Origin of the sequence: Pseudomonas gingeri (assembly GCF_013386165.1) — a bacterium.
Lineage (GTDB): Bacteria > Pseudomonadota > Gammaproteobacteria > Pseudomonadales > Pseudomonadaceae > Aquipseudomonas > Aquipseudomonas gingeri_C.
On the sequence record NZ_JACAOS010000028.1, the window covers coordinates 66,946 to 92,457 of the forward strand.

General features: G+C 61.2%; 21 protein-coding genes. 16 read left to right on the forward strand and 5 right to left on the reverse strand.

Annotation, left to right across the window (positions count from 1 at the left end):
- Positions 1-192: 192 nt before the first annotated feature.
- The 5 genes from choX to HX866_RS30860 all read left to right on the forward strand — a co-directional run bounded on the left by choX (position 193) and on the right by HX866_RS30860 (position 5,006).
- Positions 193-1,137, forward strand: a complete 945-nt coding sequence (choX, locus tag HX866_RS30840) for a choline ABC transporter substrate-binding protein (protein ID WP_177098486.1) — start codon at positions 193-195, stop codon at positions 1,135-1,137.
- Positions 1,138-1,209: 72 nt separating this feature from the next.
- Entirely contained in the window at positions 1,210-2,097 is an 888-nt protein-coding gene (locus tag HX866_RS30845; RefSeq protein WP_177098487.1) for a 3-keto-5-aminohexanoate cleavage protein, read from the forward strand.
- 124 nt (positions 2,098-2,221) lie between these two features.
- Entirely contained in the window at positions 2,222-3,187 is a 966-nt protein-coding gene (locus HX866_RS30850) for an L-carnitine dehydrogenase (RefSeq protein ID WP_121135222.1), read from the forward strand.
- Between the two features lie 154 nt (positions 3,188-3,341).
- Entirely contained in the window at positions 3,342-3,818 is a 477-nt protein-coding gene (locus HX866_RS30855; protein ID WP_177098488.1) for a thioesterase family protein, read from the forward strand.
- 24 nt (positions 3,819-3,842) lie between these two features.
- The gene (locus tag HX866_RS30860) at positions 3,843-5,006 is read left to right on the forward strand and encodes a gamma-butyrobetaine dioxygenase (protein WP_177098489.1); all 1,164 of its coding nucleotides are present in this window, start codon (positions 3,843-3,845) and stop codon (positions 5,004-5,006) included.
- A gap of 300 nt (positions 5,007-5,306) precedes the next feature.
- Here HX866_RS30860 and HX866_RS30865 read toward each other — a convergent pair whose 3' ends face one another.
- Entirely contained in the window at positions 5,307-5,750 is a 444-nt protein-coding gene (locus tag HX866_RS30865) for a hypothetical protein (protein ID WP_177098507.1), read from the reverse strand.
- A gap of 225 nt (positions 5,751-5,975) precedes the next feature.
- Positions 5,976-6,245, reverse strand: coding sequence for a hypothetical protein (locus HX866_RS30870; protein WP_177098490.1), 270 nt, complete (start codon positions 6,243-6,245; stop codon positions 5,976-5,978).
- A gap of 798 nt (positions 6,246-7,043) precedes the next feature.
- Here HX866_RS30870 and HX866_RS30875 point away from each other — a divergent pair.
- On the forward strand, positions 7,044-7,304 hold the full coding sequence (locus tag HX866_RS30875; RefSeq protein ID WP_177098491.1) for a hypothetical protein: 261 nt from the start codon (positions 7,044-7,046) through the stop codon (positions 7,302-7,304).
- 246 nt (positions 7,305-7,550) lie between these two features.
- On the opposite strand, the gene HX866_RS30880 is transcribed toward HX866_RS30875, so the two are convergent.
- Entirely contained in the window at positions 7,551-8,654 is a 1,104-nt protein-coding gene (locus HX866_RS30880; RefSeq protein WP_017128334.1) for a GlxA family transcriptional regulator, read from the reverse strand.
- A gap of 432 nt (positions 8,655-9,086) precedes the next feature.
- Positions 9,087-10,463, reverse strand: a complete 1,377-nt coding sequence (locus tag HX866_RS30885; RefSeq protein ID WP_177098492.1) for an L-serine ammonia-lyase — start codon at positions 10,461-10,463, stop codon at positions 9,087-9,089.
- A 442-nt stretch (positions 10,464-10,905) separates the two neighbouring features.
- Here HX866_RS30885 and HX866_RS30890 point away from each other — a divergent pair, with 442 nt between their 5' ends.
- The 3 genes from HX866_RS30890 (at position 10,906) to choV (ending at position 13,943) form a co-directional block, all read left to right on the forward strand.
- Positions 10,906-11,853 carry a choline ABC transporter substrate-binding protein gene (locus HX866_RS30890; RefSeq protein WP_177098493.1) on the forward strand — a complete coding sequence of 316 codons (948 nt, stop codon included), beginning with the start codon at positions 10,906-10,908 and terminating at the stop codon, positions 11,851-11,853.
- 69 nt (positions 11,854-11,922) lie between these two features.
- Positions 11,923-12,768 (forward strand): choline ABC transporter permease subunit, encoded by an 846-nt coding sequence (choW, locus tag HX866_RS30895; RefSeq protein ID WP_177099354.1) that lies wholly within the window; start codon positions 11,923-11,925, stop codon positions 12,766-12,768.
- The gene (gene choV / locus HX866_RS30900; RefSeq protein ID WP_177098495.1) at positions 12,765-13,943 is read left to right on the forward strand and encodes a choline ABC transporter ATP-binding protein; all 1,179 of its coding nucleotides are present in this window, start codon (positions 12,765-12,767) and stop codon (positions 13,941-13,943) included. Before choW ends, choV begins: the two co-directional genes overlap by 4 nt.
- 88 nt (positions 13,944-14,031) lie before the next feature.
- Here the strand turns inward: choV and HX866_RS30905 are convergent, their stop codons facing one another.
- A complete protein-coding gene (locus tag HX866_RS30905) occupies positions 14,032-15,573 on the reverse strand; it encodes a BCCT family transporter (protein WP_371319307.1) in 1,542 nt (513 codons plus the stop codon).
- A 297-nt stretch (positions 15,574-15,870) separates the two neighbouring features.
- Here HX866_RS30905 and betI point away from each other — a divergent pair, with 297 nt between their 5' ends.
- The 7 genes from betI to HX866_RS30940 all read left to right on the forward strand — a co-directional run bounded on the left by betI (position 15,871) and on the right by HX866_RS30940 (position 25,247).
- Positions 15,871-16,464, forward strand: a complete 594-nt coding sequence (gene betI / locus HX866_RS30910; protein WP_177098496.1) for a transcriptional regulator BetI — start codon at positions 15,871-15,873, stop codon at positions 16,462-16,464.
- 108 nt (positions 16,465-16,572) lie between these two features.
- Positions 16,573-18,045: a betaine-aldehyde dehydrogenase gene (betB, locus tag HX866_RS30915; protein ID WP_177125620.1), complete on the forward strand. Its 1,473-nt coding sequence runs from the start codon at positions 16,573-16,575 to the stop codon at positions 18,043-18,045.
- Between the two features lie 214 nt (positions 18,046-18,259).
- Complete coding sequence (gene betA / locus HX866_RS30920; RefSeq protein ID WP_177125619.1) at positions 18,260-19,951, forward strand: choline dehydrogenase; 1,692 nt, start codon at positions 18,260-18,262, stop codon at positions 19,949-19,951.
- Positions 19,952-20,238: 287 nt separating this feature from the next.
- Positions 20,239-21,198: an IS110 family transposase gene (locus tag HX866_RS30925; protein ID WP_177106005.1), complete on the forward strand. Its 960-nt coding sequence runs from the start codon at positions 20,239-20,241 to the stop codon at positions 21,196-21,198.
- 235 nt (positions 21,199-21,433) lie between these two features.
- Positions 21,434-22,129 carry an RraA family protein gene (locus tag HX866_RS30930; protein ID WP_177098499.1) on the forward strand — a complete coding sequence of 232 codons (696 nt, stop codon included), beginning with the start codon at positions 21,434-21,436 and terminating at the stop codon, positions 22,127-22,129.
- Positions 22,130-22,467: 338 nt separating this feature from the next.
- The gene (locus HX866_RS30935) at positions 22,468-23,910 is read left to right on the forward strand and encodes a TldD/PmbA family protein (RefSeq protein ID WP_177141058.1); all 1,443 of its coding nucleotides are present in this window, start codon (positions 22,468-22,470) and stop codon (positions 23,908-23,910) included.
- Positions 23,910-25,247, forward strand: coding sequence for a TldD/PmbA family protein (locus HX866_RS30940; protein WP_177141059.1), 1,338 nt, complete (start codon positions 23,910-23,912; stop codon positions 25,245-25,247). Before HX866_RS30935 ends, HX866_RS30940 begins: the two co-directional genes overlap by 1 nt.
- Positions 25,248-25,512: the final 265 nt, after the last annotated feature.

Consider the following 25,512-nt stretch of genomic DNA (forward strand, 5'->3'; position numbering starts at 1 on the left):
AACGCGCTCGCAAGACGGGTAGCGTTCCCGACGTGATACGCCAGTTGCGAGGCGGCCACAAGAGCACAGGTCGCTGCTGTGCAAGAGTCGGTCGCCGCTGTGCGTTTTCAGCAACGTCCGCCTGCGTAACGTGGCATCACCGGCGCAGAAAGACGCCGGAACCGACAATAACGACCTGCCGAGGAAACCATCATGAAACGACTGATCAGCCGCTGCGCCCTTGCACTCACCGGTACCGCGCTCCTGAGCACTGGGGTCATGGCCGCAGAACAAGCCTCCTGCCAGAACGTTCGCCTCGGTGTGGTCAACTGGACCGACGTCATCGCCACCAGCGCCATGACCCAGGTACTGCTCGATGGCCTCGGCTACCAGGTCAAGCAGACCAGCGCGTCCCAGCAGATCATCTTCGCCGGCATCCGCGACCAGCGCCTGGACATGTTCCTCGGCTACTGGAACCCGCTGATGACCCAGACCATCACCCCGTTCGTCGATGCCAAGCAGGTCAAGGTCCTCGCCGAACCGAGCCTCAAGGACGCCCGCGCCACCCTGGCCGTGCCCACTTACCTGGCCGACAAAGGCCTGAAAACCTTCGCCGACATCGCCAAGTTCGAGAAGGAGCTGGGCGGCAAGATCTACGGCATCGAACCCGGTTCGGGGGCCAACACCCAGATCAAGGAAATGATCGCCAAGAACCAGTTCGGCCTGGGCAAGTTCCAGCTGGTCGAATCCAGTGAAGCGGCCATGCTCTCGGCGGTGGACCGTGCCGTGCGCCGCAAGGAAGCCGTGGTGTTCTTCGGCTGGGCACCGCACCCGATGAACGTCAACGTGCAGATGACCTATCTCACCGGCAGCGAAAACGCCCTGGGCCCGAACGAAGGCATGGCCACCGTCTGGACCGTCACCGCGCCGAGCTACGCCGAACAATGCCCGAACGTGAACAAGCTGTTGAGCAACCTGACCTTCAGCGCCGCCGACGAGAGCCGCATGATGCAACCGCTGCTCGACCACAAGGACGCGCTCGAATCGGCCAAACAGTGGCTCAAGGATCACCCGCAAGACAAGGCCCGCTGGCTGGAAGGTGTGACCACCTTCGACGGCAAGCCGGCCGCCGACAACCTGCAATTGACCAGCCAATAAACCACCGAAAATCGCACCCGCAGCCGCCGATGGCTGCGGCGTGAACGACCACGCCTGTAAGGAATCCGCACCATGAACCACGACGTCATCATCACCTGCGCACTCACCGGTGCTGGCGACACGGCCGGCCGAAGCCCTCACGTTCCGGTCACGCCCAAACAGATCGCGGCGGCGGCCGTGGAAGCGGCCAAGGCCGGCGCCACCGTGGTTCATTGCCACGTGCGCAATCCCGAGACCGGCAAGTTCAGTCGCGACGTGGCGCTGTATCGCGAAGTGATGGAGCGTATCCGCGAGGCGGACGTGGACATCATCGTCAACCTCACCGCCGGCATGGGCGGCGACCTGGAAATCGGTGCCGGCGAGAACCCGATGGAATTCGGCCCGAACACCGACCTGGTGGGTCCATTGACCCGCCTGGCCCACGTCGAGGCCCTGCTGCCGGAAATCTGCACCCTGGACTGTGGCACCCTGAATTTCGGCGACGGCGACACCATCTACGTCTCCACCCCCGCGCAACTGCGGGCTGGCGCCAAACGCATCCAGGAGCTGGGCGTGAAAGCCGAGCTGGAAATCTTCGACACCGGCCACCTGTGGTTCGCCAAGCAACTGATCAAGGAAGGCCTGCTGGACGATCCGTTGTTCCAGCTGTGCCTGGGCATCCCATGGGGCGCACCGGCGGACACCACCACCATGAAGGCCATGGTCGACAACCTGCCGGCGGGCGCGGTGTGGGCCGGTTTCGGCATCGGCCGCATGCAAATGCCGATGGCCGCGCAAGCGGTGCTGCTGGGCGGCAACGTCAGGGTCGGCCTGGAAGACAACCTGTGGCTGGACAAGGGCGTGCTGGCGACTAACGGCCAGTTGGTCGAACGGGCCTCGGAAATCCTCAGCCGCCTGGGCGCCCGCGTCCTGACCCCGGCCGAAGGGCGAGTGAAGATGGGCCTGACCCAACGCCGCTAACCCCCCATGTAGGAGCCGGCTTGCTGGCGATGAACGATAACGCGGTCTGCCTGACGGACCGTAGCGCCTGAATCGCCAGCAAGCCGGCTCCCACGGTAGTCATCAATTCCTTCAAGGTATGACCATGAGCTTTATCACCGAAATCAAAACCTTCGCCGCCCTGGGCAGCGGTGTTATCGGCAGCGGTTGGGTCTCCCGCGCCCTCGCCCACGGCCTCGATGTGATCGCCTGGGACCCGGCTCCCGGCGCCGAAGCGGCCTTGCGCAAACGTGTCGCCAATGCCTGGGGCGCCCTGGAGAAACAGGGCCTGGCCCCTGGTGCCTCGCAGGATCGCCTGCGTTTTGTCGCCACCATCGAAGAATGTGTGAAGGACGCCGACTTTATCCAGGAAAGCGCCCCGGAACGCCTGGAGCTGAAACTCGAACTCCACGGCAAGATCAGCGCCGCGGCCAAGCCCAATGCCCTGATCGGCTCCAGCACTTCGGGCCTGTTGCCCAGCGAATTCTACGAAGGCGCCACCCACCCGGAGCGCTGCGTCGTCGGTCACCCGTTCAACCCGGTGTACCTGCTGCCGCTGGTGGAAGTGGTCGGCGGCAAGAACACCGCCCCCGAAGCCGTACAGGCGGCGATGAAGGTCTATGAATCCCTCGGCATGCGCCCACTGCACGTGCGCAAGGAAGTCCCGGGCTTTATCGCCGACCGCCTGCTGGAAGCGCTGTGGCGCGAGGCGCTGCACCTGGTCAACGACGGCGTCGCCACCACGGGCGAAATCGACGATGCAATCCGCTTTGGCGCGGGTCTGCGCTGGTCGTTCATGGGCACCTTCCTGACCTATACCCTGGCCGGTGGCGATGCCGGTATGCGTCACTTCATGGCCCAGTTCGGCCCGGCGCTGCAATTGCCGTGGACCTACCTGCCGGCACCGGAGTTGACCGACAAGCTGATCGACGATGTGGTCGACGGCACCAGCGATCAACTGGGTAAACACAGCATTTCGGCCCTGGAACGCTATCGCGACGACTGCCTGCTGGCAGTGCTGGAAGCGGTGAAGACCACCAAGGCCAAGCACGGGATGAGCTTCAGCGAGTAACCCCACTTGCCTCACACCTCCCCCCTGTAGGAGCGAGCTTGCTCGCGATGGGATCGTCCAGACGACACATTGGCGTCGGATGTTCCATTTTTCGCGAGCAAGCTCGCTCCTACAGACAGCGGGGATAGCACCGCCCTCTTGTGGAGCCCCCACCATGCCAACCCTCACCACCTACACCACCGAAGTCATCCCCGACTGGGTCGACTACAACGGCCACCTGCGCGACGCCTTCTACCTGCTGATCTTCAGCTACGCCACCGATGCCCTGATGCAGCGCCTGGGCATGGACACCGACAACCGCGAAGCCACCGGCAGCTCGCTGTTCACCCTCGAACTGCACCTCAACTACCTGCACGAAGTAAAACTCGGTGCCCAGGTCGAAGTGCGCACCCAGATCATCGGCCACGACGCCAAGCGCCTGCACCTCTATCACAGCCTGCACCTGGTGGGCGGCGACAAGGAACTGGCCGGCAACGAACAGATGCTGCTCCACGTCGACCTCGCCGGCCCACGCTCGGCGCCCTTCACCGACACCGTGCTGGAAAAGCTGCAAGCCATCATCGAAGACCAGAGCGACCTTCCGTCCCCGGAATACGTCGGCCGTGTGATTGGACTGCCTGCCAAAAAATAACAAACCACCGAAAAGGAACTCACCGTGAACACCGCCGCCGCGTTTGCCGATTTCCGCAGTTACCCGCTGATCAGTGCCCTGACCGCCGTGCATCCGCTGGCGGATCGAATCGAGGTGCATTGGGCGGACGGCCGTATCAGTCCGTACCATCACGTCTGGCTACGAGACAACTGCCCGTGTCCGCGGTGCGTGTACACGGTGACCCGGGAACAGGTACTGGAAATCGTCGACGTGCCCGAGGGATTGGCCCCGGCCGTCATCCGTATCGACGACAGCGGCTGCCTGTGCATCGACTGGCAGGACGGCCACGCCAGCCGCTTCGATCCGGGCTGGTTGCGGGCCCATGCCTATGACGACCAGTCGCGGGTCGAGCGGCAGGCCGGCAAACCGAAAAGCCGGTTGTGGAACAGCAGCCTGCAATTGCCGGTCTTCGAGTTCGCCGCCCTCAAGGAAGACCCGAAAACCCTGCTGCACTGGTTATTGGCCTTGCGCGACACCGGCCTGACCCAAGTCCGCGGAGTACCGACCGAGCCGGGTTCACTGAGCGAGGTGGCAAAGCTGATCGCGTTTATCCGCCAGACCAACTTCGGCGTGCTGTTCAACGTGCAATCCAAAGCGGACGCCGACAGCAACGCCTATACCGCTTTCAACCTGCCATTGCACAGCGACCTGCCGACCCGCGAGCTGCAACCGGGCCTGCAATTCCTGCATTGCCTGGTGAATGACGCCGAGGGTGGCGAGAGTATTTTCGTCGATGGGTTTGCCATTGCCGATGCGCTGCGTCGGGAAGATCCCGCTGCGTTCCGGGCCCTGAGCGAGATCCCGGTGGAATTTCGCAACAAGGACCGACACAGCGACTACCGCCGCCTGGCGCCGGTTATCGCGCTGGACAGCAGCGGCCAGGTCAGCGAAATCCGCATGGCCAACTTCCTGCGGGGTCCTTTCGAAGCGTCGGTGGAACAGATGCCGGTGCTTTACTCAGCTTACCGGCGCTTTATCGCCATGACCCGCGAATCTCGTTTCCGGATCATGCAGCGGCTCAACCCGGGCGAACTGTGGTGCTTCGACAACCGCCGCACGCTGCACGCACGCAATGCCTTCGACCCGGCCACCGGGGCACGGCATTTCCAGGGTTGTTATATCGACCGGGATGAATTGTTGTCGCGGATATTGGTGTTGCAGCGCTGAAGATCGATCATTCGAACACCCTGTTTCGGCCGACTGGATATTGAGCCACGATTGCTATTTTTTGATCAAAGCGCTAGTATTTTCCCGTCGACACAGACCGGAACCTTGGCAGCAAGGGGTGTTGATTTCGGTGATGAAAATCACTCCCAGCCAGTGAGCGGGATAAGCGGAAACGCGAAAGGACAGGCCGATAAAGTGATTCACAAAAAACCTCGATGCGAAAGCACCGAGGTTTTTTGTTTACAAAACATAACACCACCCACCCTGACACTTGCATCGACAGTGATGGGGTAGCTTATTTTAGACAGACTTACCAGCGTTTCGCATTTCCAGAATGTATCGCACATTGCGAGGTTTACCTTTCTTCGGGAGATTTCCGCGCCCCCAAGTTGCCACTTCGTACGCAGAGACGACCCGCACTTTTAGCAAGTTGCTTGTACCTGCCGGTTTGCTGATCGAAAAGAAAATAGCGTAGTCGTGTATATCCAGACAAAAGTAACGCTGGCTGTTTACGACAAAGAAGGGTAAGGCAATGCTGCTAATGAAGCGTCTACGTATGTAGTCGACAATCTGAGTGCTGCAATGGTAACGATCTGCGCAAAAATATCGTTGTTCACCGCGAAACCTGAGTAATTCACCAATGCCTTTATCGTCAGTGAAGCAGTGAAAACCAAATTCGAACTTTACCATCACCTGTTCACTCGCGATATCGAACACCAACTCGAACGGCTGTAGATGTTCCATCGTGAACGTCCGTCCACCGATGACCAAGTCATTCCACTGCATGAGGTATGGCCGTTCGATACTAAATGGTGGGCGATTATAACATTGCTTGATATAAGGACTGCCTTGCAGCCCTTATATTCACAAGCTCATTCACTAAAAATTGTATCCAACTTTTAATTCACTGAATCACTGGAATTAGGGAGTTGCTCGCAAGGCATGCTCGCGATCCCCCTCTGAGAAAGCCTAATTGGTCAGTTTCATCGTGCGTTGTTCCACAACACTCAAGACATCACAGCCATCATCCAGCAGGGTATACATCACCTCCATTACATGCCGGAAATCCTGCTCATCCAGATTATTGATCGTGGTACAGGTCAAGGTTTGCGAAAGATCGCGGGCGCCACGCAGCCGTCGACTGGCGAAAGCACAGAGGTCGCGCAATGGGGCGTCGGGGTTAAAAAAGAGCACGGGGGTTTCGGTGGTGTTGGACTGTAGAGCGATGAAGTTCGTCATGTGTAACTCCAGCAAAATGAGGAGACCACCACCTTCAGCCGCGACACTGAAGGGTGGCAGTTGTGCAAGGGTTCGCGGACCGGACACATAACAAACCGGCACACCCGAAGGTGTCCCTCACACAACCGCCATAACACGAATGCAAAGCAGCGAAACGCCATCGAATTGATGGCGCTTGTGAGGTTACATGTTTTGACCGCGACGTCCAGTCATTGAATTGGCAATGACTGGACTGACTATAAAGACGCTGCACAGCCCTGTGCAAGCAAGTGCGAGCCCTGATGTTTGAGCAAATGCGTCAGGGCTCGGTGAGGTATCGACTACGAGGAAGGACGGCTTTGCTGGCAGGTCTCCCGCACCGAAGCAGAACAGCCCGAACGCCAACAATTTCCCTTCATATGATCCAGACTCGCTTGAACCTGCGCAGCACCGCCGACAAATTTTCTGCTGTCTGCGTAGTCGGCGCTGACGTTAAGCAACGACTCATCACATCACAAGGGCCTTCTGCCCTGCTGAAAGGTAATGACACAATTTCACTCAATAATCCGGAGCAAAAAAAACCCCGATCAAGCCGTGACAGGATCGGGGTTGAGAGAGTGTCCACAGAAACCCGAAGCGAGGGTGACCAAACCGTCGACAGGTCTACTGGTGCCCAGTGTGCTCGCTTGCCCTACCCGCGAGTTAGCCGAAAACGACCTGTTCATAGGTATCAGAGCCACTCGGACAATCCGCTCTTGCCGACACCGCGAAGGGCTACCAGAATCGAAACACGATCACATCGGAACAAGGACCAGCGCCATGATGTACGCGGATTTGATTGACCAGGAAGACCTGTTGGGCCAGCTCAAATCCCTCGGCCTGCAAGTGCCGAGCGGTGCCACCGCCGAGCAAGCCTGCGAATGTGCGGTACGCGGCCTCGACGACGCCAGGGCCTATGAGCTACGCAAGATGGTCAAGGATATGTACACCAGCAGCGCGACGATTCTGCCGGCGGTGCGTCAGGCCATCGACAAGCAGTTGTTGCCGGCATTGGCGCAATACCAGCAAACACGACCCTGACAGCAGAAACACCAGAGTGTGGCGAGTGGGCCTGTCGGGACGCCGCATCGCCACTCTGGGGTGCGAAGCGGCCCTGAAACCGGTGATTGCGGTGTGTCAGGCAGACCGCGACAACCGGTTTTACGACGGCTTCGCCGTCGAGCGCGGGCAAGCCCGCTCGCCACAAGACCGCGCTCGACTTCACATTTCATTAACTGTCATGGGGGCCAGTCCCCTAGCCACAGGGACCCAACCGGACAACCCGTCTTATAGCCTTACGCTGGCAAACGTCGACTCGTTACGCGCCTGACTCAACGCCGACATCGGCCCGGACAACGGCGCCAATACCAACGCCTGCGGAATCGGCATCATCGCCACCTGCTGGGTCGTGTTGGAACCCACACGCTCATCACGCGGCGGAATACCGAAGTACTCGCGGTAGCACTTGGAGAAGTGCGGCGTCGACACAAACCCGCACACCGACGCCACTTCGATAATCGACATCGGCGTCTGCTTGAGCAACTGCCGTGCCCGAATCAGCCGCAACTTCAGGTAGTAGCGCGACGGCGAGCAATGCAGGTACTTCTGGAACAAGCGCTCCAGCTGCCGACGGGACACGGCGACATACACCGCCAGTTCGTCCAGGTCGATCGGCTCTTCCAGGTTGGCTTCCATCAGCGCGACGATTTCCTGCAACTTCGGCTGGTTGGTGCCGAGCATGTGCTTGAGCGGCACACGCTGGTGATCCTGTTCGTTGCGGATACGCTCGTAGACAAACATCTCCGAAATCGCTGCCGACAACTCACGGCCATGATCACGACTGATCAAATGCAGCATCATGTCCAACGGTGCCGTACCGCCAGAACTGGTGAAGCGGTTACGGTCGAGGGTGAACAGACGAGTACTCATGGCCACCCGCGGGAAAGCTTCCTGCATCGAGGCCAGACACTCCCAGTGCACGCTGCAATCGAAGCCGTCGAGCAACCCGGCGCACGCCAACGCCCAACTGCCGGTGCACACGGCACCAAGACGGCGCGACTGGCGCGCCTGGCTCTGTAACCAGGACACATGTTCGCGGGTGACGGTACGTTGAATGCCGATGCCGCCGCAGACAATCACGGTGTCCATGGCGGGCGCTTTGTGCATGGAGGCGTCAGGCGTGATCTGCAGGCCGTCGCTGGCCCAGACCTGTCCGCCGTCGACGCTCAGGGTCGTCCAGCGATACAACTCGCGGCCGGACAATTGGTTGGCCATCCGCAGGGGTTCTACGGCGGAAGCCAGGGAAATGAGCGTGAAATTGTCCAGCAGCAGAAAGCCGATGGATTGAGGCGCACGGTTCTGGGGTTGAGCCCCGGACTGGAACGACGTCATCGCGATATCTCCTCACACAAAGCGGGTGATGGCCTCAGGCGGAGGCTCTTGTTATGGCCCTCGTTCTCTCGTGGAGAGGGGCTTTGTAATGACAGAGCAATTGCCATGCCGAAAGTTGAATAGGTATTCAATAACTCCTGAAAACGACGTCGCGGCGTGTCTATATAGCCCCCGCCATGAGTGCGGGTTATAAGGCGTGGGAAAGGTCTGTAAGCGCCCGGCCTGGGCGGCTTGAGCAGTTCGGTAGCACTTGCGTGCGCGGCGCTGAACAGCACCGGAAAAGAGTGTCACCGCAAGCACGGTCGACCGGCGGTAACAGGGTGAAAACCGGGTGTTGCGAAGACTTACCAGTTACCTGTTTGCGACGCGCCAAAAGGTGGCGCGTCCCGTGAGCAGTGGTCGATTTATGCACAGTCCTGGCAGCGGGCGACCTCAGCACTCCACCGCACTGACCGCCAACCCACCACGGGAAGTCTCTTTATATTTGTCATGCATGTCCGCCCCGGTATCCCGCATGGTGCGGATCACCCGGTCCAGCGAAATGAAATGCTGGCCGTCACCGCGCAAGGCCATCTGCGCCGCGTTGATCGCCTTGACCGCGGCAATCGCGTTGCGCTCGATGCACGGCACCTGTACCAGCCCGCCCACCGGATCGCAGGTCAGCCCGAGGTTGTGTTCCAGGCCGATTTCCGCCGCGTTGCACAATTGCTCCGGCGTCGCCCCGAGCACCTGCGCCAAACCCGCCGCCGCCATGGCACAGGCCGAGCCCACTTCGCCCTGGCAACCAACCTCGGCCCCCGAGATCGAAGCGTTCTTCTTGCAGAGGATGCCCACCGCCGCCGCCGCGAGGAAATAGTCGACGACATTGGCGTCGGTCACCACCTCGCTGAACTTCATGAAGTAGTGCAGTACCGCCGGGATGATCCCCGCCGCGCCGTTGGTCGGCGCCGTCACCATGCGCCCACCCGCCGCGTTCTCTTCGTTGACCGCCAGGGCGAACAGGTTCACCCACTCCATGGCGCTCAAGGTCGAACCGATGACGTTGGGCTTGTTCAACTCCTGCAGGCTGCGGTGCAACTTGGCCGCGCGCCGACGCACATTCAGGCCGCCAGGCAGGATGCCCTCGTGCTTGAGGCCCTGCTCGACGCAATCCTGCATGGCCCGCCAGAGTTTCATCAGGCCGCTGCGGATTTCGTCTTCAGCGCGCCAGACCTTTTCATTGGCCAGCATCAGTTCGGCAACGCTCAGGCCATGCCGCTGACACAGTTCAAGCAATTCCACCGCACTGGAAAAATCATAGGGCAGCACCGTGCGATCCATGTCCGCCACGCCGCTTTCGGCCTGGGCCTGATCGACGACAAAACCACCGCCCACTGAATAGTAGGTGTCGCGATGCAGCTCTTTACCTTCAGCAAAAGCGACCAGGGTCATGGCATTGGGGTGGAACGCCAGGTTCTCGTCGATCAGGCGCATGTCCCGCGCCCAGACAAACGGAATCGCCAGACGGTTATCCAGCAGCAGCGTGTCGGTTTCGCGCAGGGTGGCGATGCGCAGGCCGATCTGCGACGGGTCGATCGCGTCCGGCCATTCGCCCATCAACCCCATGATCACCGCGTTGTCGCTGCCGTGGCCGATACCGGTCGCCGACAGCGAACCATAGAGCTGCACTTCGACCCGCGTCACCTGCTCAAGCTCGCCGCGCTCACGCAGCCCCTGGACGAACAACGCCGCGGCGCGCATGGGCCCCACGGTGTGGGAACTGGAAGGGCCGATGCCGATCTTGAACAGGTCAAACACGCTGATTGCCATTGTTGCGAAGTCCTCTGAGTGCCTGTTCCAGACGCCTGAGCGCCCGGTGGCGGAGCTGCTACGCTCAAGGGTCGCAATCCGCCGGGATAAAGCATCATCAGCCTTTTGAAAGCCCACGCGACGTCTCACACCGACGCACCCATGCCCAGCAACGCCAGCGTCCGCGCACAGGTAATTTTCGGTGTTTTTTTGCGGCGCAGAGAGGGAAAAAGGGCCGAAAAAATCTGTAAACGACCTCACCGACACTGGATGCGACCCTCCCTGTACTGGATACGACGCACCCTGTAGGCGACAGATTTAGGCTGGTACATGATCAGTCTCGACTCGATTGCAAGGCACCGGGGTAGAGCCGTCCTCGACGCCTACAACCGCAACACAAAATAACTAAGCGCGATCGTCCAGTCGGACCACTGCCAAAAATGAACATCCAGGAGTCCACCCCATGAAAGGTTCCCCGTCGTTGTTGTTGGCCGCCATGCTGAGTCTGCCGGTGCTGGCCCAAGCCGCAGAGCCGGCACAATGCAGTACCGTTAACTTCTCGGATGTCGGCTGGACCGACATCACCGCCACCACGGCCACCACCAGCGTGGTACTCGACGCCCTGGGCTACAAGACCAAGACCACGATGATTTCCGTGCCGGTGACCTACAAGTCCCTGGCCGACGGCAAGAACATGGACGTGTTCCTCGGCAACTGGATGCCGACCATGGAAAACGACATCAAGGCCTATCGCGACGCCGGCACCGTGGAAACCGTGCGCACCAACCTCAAGGGCGCCAAGTACACCCTCGCCGTGCCCCAGGCGCTTTACGACAAAGGTCTGCATGACTTCGCCGACATCGCCAAATTCAAGAAGGAACTGGACGGCAAGATCTACGGCATCGAGCCGGGCAACGACGGCAACCGCCTGATCCAGAGCATGATCGACAAGAACGCCTTCGGCCTGAAAGACGCCGGCTTCAAGGTCGTCGAATCCAGCGAAGCCGGCATGCTCTCGCAGGTCGACCGTGCAGAGAAACGCGGCACCGCCGTGGTCTTCCTCGGTTGGGCGCCGCACCCGATGAACAAGCGCTTCAAGATCGAATACCTGACCGGCGGTGATGACTACTTCGGCCCTGACTTCGGCGCTGCGACCGTCCTGACCAACACCCGCAAGGGCTACGCCCAGGAATGCAGCAACGTCGGCCAACTGCTGAAGAACCTCGAGTTCACCGTCGACATGGAAAGCTCGCTGATGGGCAACATCCTCGACGACAAGATGAAACCTGAAGCCGCGGCCAAAGCCTGGCTGCAGAAAAACCCACAGGTGTTGACCACCTGGCTGGCGGGCGTGACCACCATTGACGGAAAACCAGGCCTGGATGCCGTGAAAGCCAAGCTCGCGCAATAACCGCCATGTCCGGGCGGGTCCGCCCGCCTGGACAGGCATTTATTTCCCCGCATGTGGACGTTCAATACCATGCTGACTGAACATAAAATCCCCCTGGGCCAGTACATCGCGGCGTTCGTCGAATGGTTGACGAAGCACGGTGCCAACTACTTCGATTTCATCGCCTCGACACTGGAAGCGATGATCCACGGCGTGACCTTCGCGCTGGCCTGGTTCAATCCGCTGGCATTGATTGCGCTGGTCGCGGCGATCGCCCACCTGATCCAGCGCAAATGGGGGCTGACCGCCTTCGTGATCGCTTCTTTCCTGCTGATCCTCAACCTGGGGTACTGGCAGGAAACCATGGAAACCCTGGCCCAGGTGATGTTCGCCACCCTGGTCTGCGTGGTCATCGGCGTGCCGCTGGGCATCGTCGCCGCGCACAAGCCGATGTTCTACACCCTGATGCGTCCGGTCCTCGACCTGATGCAGACCGTACCGACTTTCGTGTACCTCATTCCAACCCTGACCCTGTTCGGTCTGGGTGTTGTCCCGGGTCTGATCTCCACGGTGGTGTTCGCGATTGCCGCGCCCATCCGCCTGACCTACCTGGGCATCCAGGATGTACCGCAAGAACTGATGGACGCCGGCAAGGCCTTCGGCTGCTCGCGCCGTCAGCTGCTCTCACGGATTGAACTGCCCCACGCCATGCCGAGCATCGCCGCCGGTGTCACCCAGTGCATCATGCTGTCGTTGTCGATGGTGGTGATCGCCGCACTGGTGGGTGCCGATGGTTTGGGCAAACCCGTGGTCAACGCACTGAACACCGCTGATATCGCCCTGGGCTTCGAAGCCGGCCTGGCGATCGTATTGCTGGCAATCATGCTCGACCGTATCTGCAAACAACCCGACGCACAGGTAAGGGGTGACGCATGAGCATCATTCGCTTCGACAAGGTAGACGTCATCTTCTCCAAGAACCCGCGAGAGGCCCTCGCGTTGCTGGACAAAGGCCTCAAGCGTGAAGAGATCCTGAAAAAGACCGGCCAGATCGTCGGTGTGGAAAACGCCAGCCTGGAAATCGAGAAAGGCGAGATCTGCGTACTGATGGGACTCTCCGGTTCCGGCAAGTCCAGCTTGCTGCGCTGCATCAACGGCTTGAACACGGTCAGCCGCGGTCACTTGTTCGTCGAGCATGAAGGCCGGCAGATCGACATCGCCAACTGCACCGACGCGGAACTGAAGATGATGCGCACCAAGCGCATCGCCATGGTGTTCCAGAAGTTCGCCCTGATGCCCTGGCTGACGGTGCGCGAGAACATCAGCTTCGGCCTGGAAATGCAGGGTCGTCCGGAGAAGGAACGCCGCCAGCTGGTGGACGAGAAGCTGCAACTGGTTGGCCTGGAACAATGGCGCAACAAGAAGCCCGACGAGCTGTCCGGCGGTATGCAACAACGCGTGGGCCTGGCCCGCGCCCTGGCGATGGACGCCGACATTCTGTTGATGGACGAACCCTTTTCGGCCCTCGACCCGCTGATCCGCCAAGGCTTGCAGGATGAACTGCTCGACCTGCAACGCAAGCTGCAAAAGACCATCGTGTTCGTCAGCCACGACCTGGATGAGGCCCTGAAACTGGGCAGCCGTATCGCCATCATGAAAGACGGTCGGATCATCCAGTACAGCAAGCCGGAAGACATCGTGCTCAACCCGGCGGACGAATACGTGCGCACCTTCGTCGCCCACACCAATCCGCTCAACGTGCTCTGCGGACGCAGCCTGATGCGCACCCTGGACAACTGCAAGCGGGTCAACGGTTCGGTGTGCATCGATCCGGGTGGCGATTCGTGGATCGACCTGGCCGAAGGCAATACCGTCAAGGGTGCCCGCCAGAACGGTGCCAGCCTGAACCTGCAAAGCTGGGTGCAGGGCCAATCGGTCGAGGCCCTGGGCCGCACGCCGACGCTGGTCGACTCGAACATCGGTATGCGCGATGCCTTGCAGATCCGCTACCAGACCGGCCATAAGCTGGTGCTGCACGACAACAACAAGGTCGTGGGGATTCTCGGCGACAGCGAGCTGTACCACGCGCTGCTGGGCAAGAACCTGGGTTGAGACAGAGGCAAAAACGCCGCGAGAATCTCGCGGCGTTTTTGTTTGCGACCTGACGGCGGTGCAACGGAAGCACCGCCTGGCTCGACGCTTAGCTATAACCCCGGCCAAGGAGCTGCCGATGGCTTTCGAACTTTTCCGCTTCGATGCGCACATCCTGGGCCATGGCCTTGTGCAAACCGAACATGAAGAACACCAGCACCACGGAGAACGGCAGGCCCGCCAGCACCACCATGGTTTGCATGGCTTCGAAGTTACCGGCGAACAACAAACCAATGGTCACCAGGGTGATCACCGCCGACCAGAAGATCCGCAACCAGTGCGGCGCATCTTCATCCACCTCGCCGCCCTTGCAGGACAGGTTGGCCATCATCACCGCACCGGAGTCCGCCGGGGTCAGGAACAGCACAAAACCGACAAAGATCGACACGCCGATGACGATTTTCGACGCCGGGTAATGTTCCAGCAACTGGTAGATGGCCATGGACGGTTGCTCCAGCGCCGTTTTGCCCAGGGCCACCGCGTCATGGTTCATCACCAGGTCCAGGGCCGAGTTGCCGAAGATCGACAGCCACGCCAGGGTGAAGCCCAACGGAATCAGCAGCACGCCGGCCACCAGTTCACGCACGGTACGGCCACGGGAAATACGCGCGATGAACATACCCACGAATGGCGCCCAGGAAATCCACCAGGCCCAGTAGAACAGGGTCCACAGGCCCAGCCAGCGGTCGGACTTCTCGGCGTCGTTCTCGTAGACGTAGAGGTCGAAGGTCTTCAGCACCACGCCGTTGAGGTAATCGCCGATGTTCTGCACGAACCCGTTGAGCAGGTGCAGGGTCGGGCCGAACAGCAGCACGAAGATCAGCAGGCCGCTGAACAGCACGATGTTCAGGTTGGACAGGCGGCGAATGCCGTTCTCCACCCCCGACACGGCGGCGATGGTCGCCACGCTGCTCATCACCAGGATCACGATCAGCAGGTTGGTGTTGCTGTGGGTCATGCCGAACAGGCTTTCCAGACCCGAAGACACCTGCATCGAGCCGATGCCCAGGTTGGTCACCAGGCCCAGCAGGGTCACGAACATGCCGAAGCCGTCAACCGCGTGACCAGCCGCGCCCTTGACCCAACGCTCACCCACCAGCGGGTACAGCGCCGAGCGCAACGCCAGCGGCTGGTTGTGCCGATAGGCGAAGTACGCCACGGCCAGGCCCACCAGCGCATAAATCGCCCAGCCGTGCAGGCCCCAGTGCAGAAAGGTCAACTGCAGCGCCTGGCGCGCGGCCGCATGGCTGCCAGCGATGCCTTCAGGCGGATTGAAATAGTGGTCCAGCGGCTCGGAAGCGCCGAAGTACAGCAGCGAAATACCGATCCCCGAGGAGAACAGCATCCCGGCCCAGGCGCCGTAGCTGAAATCCGGGGTGTCCATCTGGGTGCCCAGTTTCAACTTGCCGTAGGAAGAAAACGCCAGCCCGATGACAAACACCAGGTAGGACGCGATCACCACCATGTAGTACCAGCCAAAGCTGCGCGAGAGCCAGGCCTGAGCCACGCCGAGCAGTTTGCCGGCCTCTTGCGGAGCGATGATCAGGATGGCGGTAAGCAGCAGAATCAACGCGGTCGAGGTGTAGAACACCCAACCGTTGACCCGCACCTTTTCGACGGGGGTCTTTATAAGAGAGGCAGAACTCATTGCACAGAGGCTCCAGGCAGTGCGGGAGAAAGACACAAGGCAACACGGCACCCGACCGATCGTTTAATGGGCAGTCGACCGGTGGGTGATATAAAGGCGCCCCGGAAAAACCGGTAGGCAGCGACATTTTGTCGCGGATCTTATTCTTTGTTGATTGAACGTTCAATCAAAACAAAATAGACTGGCCCACATGCCGGTAGTCGTTCTACGTCTGCCGCCGGGCCTAAAGAGAGGTGCACGATGCCCAAGGTCGGTATGCAACCCATACGCCGCCAGCAATTGATCGAAGCCACTTTGACGGCGGTCGATCAGGTCGGGATGGGGGACGCCAGCATTGCGCTGATCGCTCGTTTGGCCGGTGTCTCGAATGGCATCATCAGTCACTATTTTCAGGACAAGAATGGCCTGATCGCCGCCACGATGCGGTATCTGATGAATGTCCTCACCGAGAACGTCGCCGCGCGCCGCCTGGCGCTGACAGATGACAGCCCGCGGGCCCATCTGCAGGTGATTATCGAAGGCAACTTCGACGCCAGCCAGGTCAATGGCCCGGCAATGAAAACCTGGTTGGCCTTCTGGGCCACCAGCATGCACCACCCGTCTTTGCACAGGTTGCAGCGGATCAACGATCACCGTCTGTATTCGAACCTGTGTTGCCAGTTCCGCCGCGTCCTGCCGCTGCCCGCAGCCCGCAGCGCGGCAAGGGGGCTGGCAGCGTTGATCGACGGTTTGTGGTTGCGCGGCGCGTTGTCGGGAGACGCTTTCGACACCGCACAGGCGCAACGGATCGCTTACGAATACATGGATTTCCAACTGGCTAAGCAGGAGCGCTAGAGCAGCGGTTAACGCTCGGCCCCTGAACGACTGCTGACCGGTGTTGCCAGAACCTTACTGGCGCACCCGGCGGTTAACGCCAACCACTTATGCACTTGCGAGGACACTATGGCCCGTTTCGAACTGCAAAAACTCTACATCGACGGCGGCTACACCGACGCCGGCGGCGATGCCACTTTCGATGCCATCAACCCGGCCAACGGTGAAGTGCTCGCCAAAGTGCAACGTGCGACCAAAGAAGACGTCGAGCGGGCCGTGGTCAGTGCCGAAAAGGGCCAGAAAATCTGGGCCGCGATGACCGCCATGGAGCGTTCGCGCATCCTGCGCCGCGCCGTCGACATCCTCCGTGAGCGCAACGACGAGTTGGCCGCACTGGAAACCCTGGACACCGGCAAGGCTTACTCGGAAACCCGTTACGTCGACATCGTCACCGGCGCCGACGTGCTGGAATACTACGCCGGCCTGGTGCCTGCCATCGAAGGCGAGCAGATTCCACTGCGCACCACCTCGTTCGTCTACACCCGTCGCGAGCCGCTGGGCGTGGTGGCCGGTATCGGCGCGTGGAACTACCCGATCCAGATCGCCCTGTGGAAATCCGCACCGGCCCTGGCCGCCGGTAACGCGATGATCTTCAAGCCCAGCGAAGTCACCTCGCTGACCACCCTGAAACTGGCCGAGATCTACACCGCGGCCGGCGTACCAGACGGCGTGTTCAACGTCCTCACCGGCAGCGGCCGTGAAGTCGGCACCTGGCTGACCGAGCACCCGCGCATCGAGAAAGTCTCCTTCACCGGCGGCACCGACACCGGCAAGAAGGTCATGGCCAGCGCTTCCAGCTCGTCGCTCAAGGACGTGACCATGGAACTGGGCGGCAAGTCGCCGCTGATCATTTTCGACGACGCCGACCTCGATCGCGCCGCCGACACCGCGATGATGGCCAACTTCTACAGCTCCGGCCAGGTCTGCACCAACGGCACCCGCGTGTTCGTGCCGAGCCACCTGAAAGCCGCTTTCGAAGCCAAGATCGTCGAGCGTGTCGCGCGTATCCGCGTCGGTAACCCGGAAGATGAGAACACCAACTTCGGCCCGCTGGTCAGCTTCGCCCATATGGAAAGCGTGCTCGGCTACATCGCCAAGGGCAAGGAAGAAGGCGCGCGCCTGCTGTGCGGCGGCGAACGCCTGACTGCGGGTGAATTCGCCAAGGGTGCCTTTGTCGCACCAACCGTGTTCACCGATTGCAGCGATGACATGACCATCGTCCGTGAAGAAATCTTCGGCCCGGTGATGAGCATCCTCAGCTACGAAACCGAAGAAGAAGTGATCCGCCGCGCCAACGACACCGACTTCGGCCTGGCCGCCGGTGTGGTGACCCGCGACCTGAACCGCGCCCACCGCGTGATTCATCAGCTTGAAGCGGGTATCTGCTGGATCAACGCCTGGGGCGAGTCCGACGCCAAGATGCCGGTCGGCGGCTACAAGCAATCGGGTGTCGGCCGTGAGAACGGCATCAGCTCGCTGAACAACTTCACCCGGATCAAATCGGTACAGGTCGAGTTGGGCGATTACGCCTCGGTGTTCTGACCTGATGCGGTTCTGGAGTTGCGCCCCTTTGTGGCGAGGGAGCTTGCTCCCGCTGGGCTGCGAAGCGGCCCCAACTCCAGGCACCTCACTCATTCAGACAGAACCCAGTCGCTGACTTTGCGACTGCTGCGCAGCCGAGCGGGAGCAAGCTCCCTCGCCACATTTGAACCGCGCCGGCCTGCGACCTGACCCACTTCAACGAGGGCTGCATTCAATGTCCCAAGAATTCGATTACATCATCATCGGTGCCGGCTCCGCCGGTAACACCCTGGCCACCCGCCTGACCGAAGACGCCGGTGTCACCGTCCTGCTGCTCGAAGCCGGCGGTCCCGACTACCGCTTCGACTTCCGCACCCAGATGCCTGCCGCCCTGGCCTTCCCGCTACAAGGCCGGCGCTACAACTGGGCCTACGAAACCGACGCGGAACCGCACATGGATGGTCGTCGCATGGAATGCGGTCGCGGCAAAGGCCTCGGCGGTTCCTCGCTGATCAACGGCATGTGCTACATCCGCGGCAACGCCATGGACTACGACGGCTGGGCCAAACTGCCAGGCCTGGAAGACTGGGCCTACCTCGATTGCCTGCCGTATTTTCGCAAGGCGGAAACCCGCGACATCGGCGCCAACGACTACCACGGCGGCGAAGGCCCGGTCAGCGTGACCACGCCCAAGGCCGGCAACAACCCACTGTTCCACGCCATGGTCGAAGCCGGCGTGCAGGCCGGTTACCCGCGTACCGTCGACCTCAACGGCTACCAGCAGGAAGGCTTCGGTCCGATGGACCGCACCGTGACGCCCAAAGGCCGTCGCGCCAGCACCGCGCGCGGTTACCTGGACACGGCCAAGCAGCGCTCGACCCTGACCATCGTCACCCACGCCCTGACCGACAAGATCCTCTTCGAAGACAAGCGCGCGGTCGGCGTGCGTTACCTGCTGGGTTCGGCCGAAGAACCGGTCGAAGTCCGTGCCCGCAAGGAAGTCATCGTCAGCAGCGGCGCGATTGCTTCGCCACAACTGCTGCAACGTTCCGGCGTAGGTCCGCGCCAACTGCTGGAAAGCCTGGACATCCCGGTGGTGCACGATCTGCCGGGTGTCGGCGAGAACCTGCAGGACCACCTCGAACTGTACCTGCAATACGCCTGCACCCAGCCGGTCTCGCTGTATCCCTCGCTGCTCTGGTACAACCAGCCGGCCATCGGCGCCGAGTGGCTGTTCAACGGCACCGGCATCGGTGCCAGCAACCAGTTCGAAGCCGGCGGTTTCATTCGTACCCGTGAGGAGTTCGAATGGCCGAACATCCAGTACCACTTCCTGCCGGTGGCGATTAACTACAACGGCAGCAACGGGGTGAAAGAGCACGGCTTCCAGGCGCACATGGGCTCCATGCGTTCGCCGAGCCGCGGTCGTGTGCAGGCCAAGTCCAAGGACCCGCGCCAGCACCCGAGCATCCTGTTCAACTACATGGCCACCGAACAGGACTGGCAGGAATTCCGCGACGGCATCCGCCTGACCCGGGAAATCATGCAGCAGCCGGCCCTGGACGCTTACCGCGGGCGTGAAATCAGCCCGGGCATCGAGGTGCAGACCGACGAGCAGTTGGACCAGTTCGTCCGTGAGCACGCCGAGACCGCGTTCCATCCGTCCTGCTCGTGCAAGATGGGCACTGATGACATGGCGGTGGTCGACAACCAGGGTCGCGTGCATGGCATGCAGGGCCTGCGGGTGGTCGACGCGTCGATCATGCCGATCATCACCACCGGCAACCTGAACGCGCCGACGATCATGATCGCCGAGAAAATCGCCGACAAGATCCGTGGCCGCCAGCCGCTGCCGCGCAGCAAGGCCGACTACTACGTGGCGGGCGATGCACCGGTGCGTGGCACGCCGCTGCGAAAGGTGCGGTAATGCCGCGACGGTAGGAGCCGGCTTGCTGGCGATGACGTCCGCATGGACGGTGCAAGGCTTGAGGGCCTCATCGCCGGCAAGCCAGCTTGTATGTTTAGACTTGAAGGGGTGGTGGGACTAAAAGCCGGAATCTGACTCTAGCCAGTACAGACCGTGGGAGACTTCGCCCCACCCCCTCACCCAAAGCGCCGATAAGGAATGCATCGGACAAGCACCGACGATAGAAGCAAGCCAGCGCCAGGGTGAAGCCCCAACAAGCCTCTAAACCCTAACTCGGAGAGTTTTGTATGGCAATCCGTGTGTCACGCTCAGTCATCGGTGTTGATGTCGCCAAAAGCGAAATCGTGGTTTATCAAGCTGATCTGGACCAGATCCAGATCATCCCCAACAACCGCTCAGCCCTCAAGCAGTGGTTGGAGTCATTGCCGTCCAGTGCGATTGCCATTGAGGCAACCGGTATCTTTCATATGGACACCGTTGAGCTCGCCTATGAAATGGGCCATCAGGTCTACGTCATTGACGGTTTTCGCCTGAGTAATTACCGGAAGGGCATAGGTGGGCGGGCCAAGACCGATGCTTCGGATGCCCGTTTGCTGGCGCGGTATTTGAAAAATGAAGGGGATGATTTGCGTGCCTGGAATCCCCCACCAGCCGTCTATACCAGGCTTCAGAGCTTGCTACGTAGGCGTGCGGCGCTGATCCAAGCGAAGGTAAGTCTGACCCAAAGCTGGGCTGATGAGCCGCTTCTGAAAGAGGCCTTTAAGAGTCATGCGGACTCAATGGTCAGACTTGATCTACTGATCCAGAAAAAGATCAGGGACACCCTCAAGGAGGCAGGACTTCTGAGTCAGGTAGAGCGTTGCCAAGCGTTAGAGGGGGTTGGTTTTTTAACGGCAACGGCCCTGACAATGGCTTTTCAGCGTGGTGAGTTCAAGAGCAGCGATGCCTATATTGCATTTTTAGGCATGGATTTGAGGGTGTCTGACTCAGGACAGAAGAGTGGCCGGCGCAAGCTGACGAAGCGAGGAGACTCAGAGATACGCCGTTTGCTGCACAACGCGGCTATGGCTGCGAGCCGATCAGCGACGTGGAAACCGCTATACGAGAGCTATCTGGCAAGAGGTCTGAAGACCACACAGGCCCTGGTTGCGCTGGCCCGCAAGCTTGCGAGGATCGCGTTTTCCTTGATGAAAAATCAAAGTCAGTACCAACCGAAATCTATGTTTGAGGGTTCCCCTCAAACATAGAATCTCCCACAAGGATCGCGCAACGGCGACCGCCTGCGATTACACACCAACCTGTAGGAAACAGCTCCTACAGCTTGATCTACACCTCAGCATTTGATTAACACAACGTAAACCCATCCCACACCGCCCCACCCTTGCTCCTACCTCCGCGCAGGCCTAATCTAAGGGCGCGCAAACGTTTCACCCCTCGCCCCAATTCGACACACCGCCACATTGCTGGCCACGAGGCTTTCCCATGTTTGATGTCGTTTCTTCGAGCAAATGGCCCACCGGCTACCTGATCAACCCGAATCCTGAACCACTCGATCCAAAATGGCTGAAGGAATTCAGCAAGATCCCGGCCGCCGCCGTCAGCGATTGCCTCGGTCGTAACGTCGGCGGCCTGGGCCTGCGACCGTTCCACGGCAACACCCCGATGCTCGGCAATGCCCTGACCGTACGCGTGCGTCCGGGCGACAACCTGATGATCCTCAAGGCCATGCAGATGGCCCGTCCGGGCGACGTGCTGGTGATCGACGGCAGCGCTGACCTGACCCGCGCCGTGTTCGGCGGCATCATGCGCGCCATGGCCCTCAAGGCCGGCATCGTCGGCGTGGTGATCAACGGGGCCCTGCGTGACCTCGACGAATGGCAGACCGGCGAACTGCCAGCCTATGCCATCGGCGGCGTACACCGTGGCCCGAGCACCGACGGCGGTGGCGAGATCAACGTACCGATTTCCTGTGCTGGCATGCTCGTGACCCCGGGCGACCTGATGATCGGCGACGGTGACGGCGTTGTCGCCGCGGCCCGCTCCGAACTGCCGGAGTTGCTGATCCGCTGCCACGACCTGCTGGCACGGGAAAAAGCCACGCTGGCGGCGATTGAAGCCGGCACCCTGGACCCGGACCGTTTCGACGCGATCCTGCGCGCCAAGGGCTGCCCGCTGTAATCCCTTAGAAAACTTCGCAGGCAAGCTCACCGCGCAGTAGAGTGCGATGAAGATAGTGTGGCGTGGGCTTGTCAGTTAAGGCGTGTTGAAGCCGGGCGCTCTTGTGTGGCGAGCGGGCTTGCCCGCGCTGGGGCGCGAAGCGCCCCCAAAACCTGAGAGCTCGGTACATCAGGTGGACCGAGTTGAATGGTTTCAGGGCCGCTTCGCAGCCCAGCGCGGGCAAGCCCGCTCGCCACAAGACCGTGCCCGGCTTCAAACTTTCTTAATTGACTGGCATCAGTGCAGGGCCCTCGCCACCTCTATCATCCGTTTCACCGCCATTTCCAGGGAGGTTCCCCATGTTCGACTTCCACCCCCAGCTCAAGCAACGGTTCGCCGGCTTGCGCACGGGCGCTGAATTTTTCTCGCTGCGTTACGTGCGCGAATCCGGCCAATACCTCTCGGTCCGCAAGAACGTGGCGGAACCCCCGAGCCTGCGCCTCGACGAAGGGGCGATGCTGACCGTACGGCTCAACGGCGTCGAAGCCTATGCCGCCACCAACGACCTGTCCCAGGCCGGCCTGCAAAGCGCCCTCGAACGCGCCGAAAACTACGCCCGGTTGATGGCCCCCCATGCCCTGCTCGACCTGCGCCAGCAAGCCGTGTCCAGCGACCGCGCCGATTACCGCTCGCCACAACTCGAGCAACCCTTCCCGTCCCTGAGCGACTGCTACGCCCTGCTCGGCGCCGAATCGGCGGCCGTGCCCAAGGACGAGCGGCTGGTCAACTGGGAAGTCAGCCTCGGCCTGACCCAGGTCGAGCAGATCTACCTCAACAACGCTGGCGCCGAACTGCGCCAGGCGCTGCGCTTCGTCTATCCGGGCCTGAGCGTCACTGCCTACGACGGCGCGGACAGCCAGACCCGCACCCTGGGCCGGGAAAACTTCGGCCAGCAAGGCAGCGCTGATGTCATCACGCGCTCCGGGCTGATCGGCGCCGGTACCCGGATCGCCGACCAGGCCCTGCAATTGCTGCTGGCGCCCAACACCCCGCAAGGCCCGCGCGACCTGCTGCTGACCCCGGACCAGATGATCCTGCAGATCCACGAATCCATCGGTCACCCGCTGGAGCTGGATCGCATCCTCGGCGACGAGCGCAATTACGCCGGCACCAGCTTCGTCAAGGCCAGCGACTTTGGCAGCCTGCAATATGGCTCGGCGCTGCTCAACGTGACCTTCGATCCGACCATCGCGCAACAGCTGGCCAGCTACAGCCATGACGACGACGGCACCCCGGCCCACAAGGAGTTCCTGATTCGCGAAGGCCGGCTGCTGCGCCCACTGGGCGGTGCACTGTCACAATTCCGTTCCGGCCTCGACGGCGTCGCCAACAGCCGCGCCTGCAGCTGGAACCGGGCGCCCATCGACCGCATGGCCAACCTCAATATCGAACCGGGCGACCAGTCCTTCGCGCAACTGGTCGGCGGTATCGAGAACGGCATCCTGATGTCCACCAACCGTTCCTGGTCCATCGACGACGCCCGCAACAAATTCCAGTTCGGCTGCGAGTGGGGCCAGTTGATCGAGAACGGCGAGCTCAAGGGTGTGGTGAAAAACCCCAACTACCGGGCGATTTCCGCACAGTTCTGGCGCAATCTCAGCGCCGTCGGCAATGCCGAGACCTTCCAGGTCCTGGGCACGCCGAATTGTGGCAAAGGCGAGCCGAACCAGGTGATCCGCGTCGGGCATGCCTCGCCCGCCTGTGTCTTCAGTAACGTCGATGTGTTTGGAGGAGATGCCTGATGAGTACTTCACTGAGTCAGGTCGAACACTTCCGCGCCCTGGTCGACGGGTTGCAGGCACAGCTGCGTGGCCCGGAACGCTTCACCCTGGGTTATGCCGCCGAAGCCTCGGACTTTATCCGCTTCAATCACGGCCGGGTGCGTCAGGCCGGGCAGGTGCAGCAAGCGTCGGTGAGCTTCAAGCTGATCAATGACGGGCGCCACGCCGACTTGCAGATCACCCTCTGCGGCGAACTCGCGCCGGATCATCAGCGCCTGGCGGACGGCCTGCAACAACTGCGCGAAATCCTCCCGCTGTTGCCGGCGGACCCGTACCTGCTGCTCAACCACAACGCCTGGCAAAGCCAGAACGTGCAAAGCCATGCGTTGCCGGAAACGGCACAGGTACTGGAGGAGATCAGCCGAGCCGCGGTCGGCCTGGACCTGGTCGGCTTCTACGCCGCCGGTCCCATCAGCCGGGGTTTTGCCAGCTCCGACGGGGCTTTCGGCTGGCACCAGGCCAATAGTTTCAACTTCGACTGGAGCCTGTTCCACGAAAACGGCCAGGCGGTGAAAGCCAGCTTTGCCGGCCATGACTGGGACAGCGACAGCTTCGCCCGGCGCTTCCAGCAGGCCCGTGAGCAGCTCGACTTTCTCGGGCGGCCATTGCGCACCCTGGCGCCGGGCGAGTATCGCGCCTACCTGGCACCGGCAGCGCTGGAAGAAGTCATGGGCATGCTCAGTTGGGGCGGTTTCTCGGCCCAGGCCATCGGCAGCAAACACAGCCCGCTGCAAAGGCTCTATGCCGGCGAAGCCAGCTTCAGTCACAACGTCTGGATCAGCGAGCAGATCAGCGGTTCGTTGAGCCCGGCGTTTTCCAACGAAGGTTATCCACGGGGCGATGTGTCGCTGGTCGCGGCGGGCGCCGCTGATCAACAATTGATCAATTCGCGCAGCGCCGCCGAATACGGCCTGACCACCAACGGCGCCAGCGGCGGCGAGTACCCGGGGGCCTTGCAGATGCGCGCCGGGCAACTGGCCCAGGCCGATATCCTCAAGCAACTGGGCACCGGCCTGTACATCAGCAACCTGTGGTACCTGAACTACTCGGACCAACCGGCGGCGCGGATGACCGGCATGACCCGCTTCGCCACCTTCTGGGTGGAGAACGGCGAGATCCAGGCGCCGGTCAGCACCATGCGCTTCGATGACAGTGTCTACAGCCTGCTGGGCAGCCACTTGGAAGCCCTGACCCAGGAACGCGAGTTGCTGCTGTCGGCCAGTACCTACGACCAGCGGCAGACTGCGTCGAACCTGCTGCCGGGGGCGCTGATCAGCAAGCTGACCTTGACCCTGTAACCCCCGGGGGTGTCCGCGTCCGCCGACACCCCGCATTCCCCCTGAACACGCCCCCCCTCCCCGTTGTAGGAGCGAGCTTGCTCGCGATGACGGCCTGACCGGCGCTGCAATTCTCAAGGACCTCATCGCGAGCAAGCTCGCTCCTACAAGGGATTGCGCATGCGCAGGCTTCGTGTCCGACGACGCCCAGTGGGAACCGGCTTGCTGGCGATAGCGGTTATTGGGCAATACAAGACTGGTTGGCTGAAACACCCTCTTACCTATC

Coding starts and splice junctions, on each gene's coding strand:
- choX (WP_177098486.1), top strand. CDS start 193: ATGAAACGACTGATCAGCCGCTGCGCCCTTGCACTCACCGGTACCGCG.
- HX866_RS30845 (WP_177098487.1), top strand. CDS start 1,210: ATGAACCACGACGTCATCATCACCTGCGCACTCACCGGTGCTGGCGAC.
- HX866_RS30850 (WP_121135222.1), top strand. CDS start 2,222: ATGAGCTTTATCACCGAAATCAAAACCTTCGCCGCCCTGGGCAGCGGT.
- HX866_RS30855 (WP_177098488.1), top strand. CDS start 3,342: ATGCCAACCCTCACCACCTACACCACCGAAGTCATCCCCGACTGGGTC.
- HX866_RS30865 (WP_177098507.1), bottom strand. CDS start 5,750: ATGGAACATCTACAGCCGTTCGAGTTGGTGTTCGATATCGCGAGTGAA.
- HX866_RS30870 (WP_177098490.1), bottom strand. CDS start 6,245: ATGACGAACTTCATCGCTCTACAGTCCAACACCACCGAAACCCCCGTG.
- HX866_RS30875 (WP_177098491.1), top strand. CDS start 7,044: ATGATGTACGCGGATTTGATTGACCAGGAAGACCTGTTGGGCCAGCTC.
- HX866_RS30880 (WP_017128334.1), bottom strand. CDS start 8,654: ATGACGTCGTTCCAGTCCGGGGCTCAACCCCAGAACCGTGCGCCTCAA.
- HX866_RS30885 (WP_177098492.1), bottom strand. CDS start 10,463: ATGGCAATCAGCGTGTTTGACCTGTTCAAGATCGGCATCGGCCCTTCC.
- HX866_RS30890 (WP_177098493.1), top strand. CDS start 10,906: ATGAAAGGTTCCCCGTCGTTGTTGTTGGCCGCCATGCTGAGTCTGCCG.
- choW (WP_177099354.1), top strand. CDS start 11,923: ATGCTGACTGAACATAAAATCCCCCTGGGCCAGTACATCGCGGCGTTC.
- choV (WP_177098495.1), top strand. CDS start 12,765: ATGAGCATCATTCGCTTCGACAAGGTAGACGTCATCTTCTCCAAGAAC.
- betI (WP_177098496.1), top strand. CDS start 15,871: ATGCCCAAGGTCGGTATGCAACCCATACGCCGCCAGCAATTGATCGAA.
- betB (WP_177125620.1), top strand. CDS start 16,573: ATGGCCCGTTTCGAACTGCAAAAACTCTACATCGACGGCGGCTACACC.
- betA (WP_177125619.1), top strand. CDS start 18,260: ATGTCCCAAGAATTCGATTACATCATCATCGGTGCCGGCTCCGCCGGT.
- HX866_RS30925 (WP_177106005.1), top strand. CDS start 20,239: ATGGCAATCCGTGTGTCACGCTCAGTCATCGGTGTTGATGTCGCCAAA.
- HX866_RS30930 (WP_177098499.1), top strand. CDS start 21,434: ATGTTTGATGTCGTTTCTTCGAGCAAATGGCCCACCGGCTACCTGATC.
- HX866_RS30935 (WP_177141058.1), top strand. CDS start 22,468: ATGTTCGACTTCCACCCCCAGCTCAAGCAACGGTTCGCCGGCTTGCGC.
- HX866_RS30940 (WP_177141059.1), top strand. CDS start 23,910: ATGAGTACTTCACTGAGTCAGGTCGAACACTTCCGCGCCCTGGTCGAC.